Source organism: Microcoleus sp. B7-D4, from assembly GCF_036705125.1.
Classification (GTDB): Bacteria; Cyanobacteriota; Cyanobacteriia; order Cyanobacteriales; family Microcoleaceae; genus Microcoleus.
Genome location: NZ_JAUBTT010000237.1, coordinates 1 through 2,169 on the forward strand (window position 1 = coordinate 1; position 2,169 = coordinate 2,169).

Sequence of the window (2,169 nt, forward strand, 5' to 3'; positions counted from 1 at the left end):
GAAACGGTCAAATGTTGTCTTAACTCGCTTAACTACATCCTGAAGGACTTGCGAATATATTTCGCTATACCAAGGATGTGTTTTCTTGAGTTGAGGTAACGTTTTCTTTTGCGAGCAATAATCGGGATTGTCTCGCAGTTCAGGTAGGTAACAGACGAGATGGCAGGCGTTAACAGGAGAGCGATTAAAGTCAGCGACTCCCTTACGAGAGCCGCTGCTCTCCAGAACGGAACGTGAGACTTTCACCTCATTCCGCTCCTCATTTAACCTATCCTTGACATTGGGGCTTCTCCAGACTGCCATCATTTGCAGTTTTCTTGTCATGGCAATGGCGATGAAGTAGTTGGTAGTTGTTCAGGGAGTCCTTACCTCCCAGGCTTTTAGGTATTTTGTGGTCGATTTCCAACAAGTCTCCATCCATAAAGTTAAGGCGACAATAGGCGCACCTTCCGCTTTGTTGCTTCAAGAGCTTGGCTCTCGTTGCATCCACTTCGGGATGCTCCCCAAGGCGCGTACTCCAATAGATTAAGTCACCGTCGAATGGGCTTGATGAGCTTTTAACTTTACTATGCCTAACTATAGGTGTTTCGGCATGGCTTAGTAACCTGACGGGATTTTTCCCGTTTTGATTGGTCGCAAAGGTCATGGCATTATAGTCTCCTTCTTGGATTCTTTGCCAATACCTCTTGTATACCCATTTTTCGCTTTTATTGCTATGTCGAGTTTTTCCCCAGTTTCTAAGATTCCAGTACAAAAGATTGTCAATTGACTTGAATGTCTCTTTACTCACCGCTGTGCTGTAATAGTTTGACCAGCCTCGGATAATTGGGTTTAATTTTCCAATTAGTTGTCCTTGATTACAAGCTGTCATTTCTCTAATGATGTTAGCCAACTTTTGGTGGTGAGCCTGTATCTTTTCTTTCTGAGGTTTGATGAGAGTCTTGAACCCTTGTTTACTCTGATGCTTGCCTAGTTTGTATTGGCGTACATTGAAACCAAGAAATTTGAATCCTGGCTTTTCCTCACCCATATTTTCCAAGCTATGGGCGATTCGGGTTTTTTCGGGTCTTAACTCAAGTCCAATGTCACGCAAAAAGTTTTCCGCAGCTTGCTTACAACGCATCAAGACTTCGTAATCTTTGTGAAGGATTACAAAGTCATCTGCGTAGCGAATTACCCCTAAATTGTATTTTGTGTTAGCGTTGGTCTTTATACAGCTTCTTATTGCTGTTTCCAATCCATGCAGGGCGATGTTAGCCAAAAGTGGGGAAATAACTCCGCCTTGAGGCGTTCCTGCATGGGTTGGTTCCCATTGCCGATTTAGTAGGTATCCTGCTTTTAACCAAGATTTGACTTGGCGGCGTATGCCTGAGAAGGTATTTAATTTTTCTAGCAATCGCTCGTGATTGATTTGGTCGAAGCATTTTGCTATGTCCGCATCTAACACGTATTTAGGCTTCTTGCAGATACTTTGGAATATTGCTTCCATTGCATCATGACATGACTTTCCCGGTCTAAAGCCGTAGGAATTGGCTTCAAACCTTGCTTCCCACTCTGGTTCCAAAGCCTGTTTAACCAGACCTTGAAGCGCTCTGTCATACATTGTGGGAATTCCGAGGGGACGTTTTTCAGCCTTTCCGGGTTTTGGAATCATTACCCTTCGTGTGGCTCTGGCTTTTGTACCTAAATTTAGTGTTGCCACCAGTTCTAGGCGCTGCTTAGGCGTTAGGGATTTAATCCCATCCACTCCAGCCGTAGATTTGTCGGGTAAGGAGGAACACGTCGCCGCGTCCTCCTCGTCGGGTAAGGTTCGAGCGTCGCCGCTCTCCCCTCCCCTGAGAACGCAGCATGAGAGTTTCCAACTCACTGCGCTCAAGCCTAACTTCTAGCCTTTTGGGACTGGGTTTGAGTTTTGGAATGTACCTGTTTGTGACAAGCTAGATGGACGTGCTGTAGGTTGTACTCGTCGTCAGTACCGCCTTTAGCAACAGGTACTATGTGGTGGGTTTCTATTTCCTCTCCATTTAACAATAGCCCTCCGCAGATAGGACAAATCCAGTTTTGATTTTGAGCGACGGAATAGTATTTACTACCCTTACTCCAGTATGATTTGCCTAGTCTTTGGTTTCGATTGAGCCAATATTCTTGTTGAAGAGGGTTGTCAGGTGA

2 protein-coding genes and 1 pseudogene are annotated in these 2,169 nt (G+C 44.9%); all 3 read right to left on the reverse strand.

The window, feature by feature from the left end; translation table 11 throughout:
• Positions 1-306: pseudogene (locus tag QUB12_RS37080) on the reverse strand (hypothetical protein); the annotation flags it as partial.
• A complete protein-coding gene (ltrA, locus tag QUB12_RS37085) occupies positions 269-1,867 on the reverse strand; it encodes a group II intron reverse transcriptase/maturase (RefSeq protein WP_333235638.1) in 1,599 nt (532 codons plus the stop codon). The pseudogene QUB12_RS37080 and the gene ltrA, both read right to left, overlap by 38 nt.
• Before the next feature lie 11 nt (positions 1,868-1,878).
• Positions 1,879-2,169, reverse strand: a 291-nt coding sequence (locus tag QUB12_RS37090) for an HNH endonuclease signature motif containing protein (protein WP_333311085.1), incomplete at its 5' end; no start/stop codon positions are given.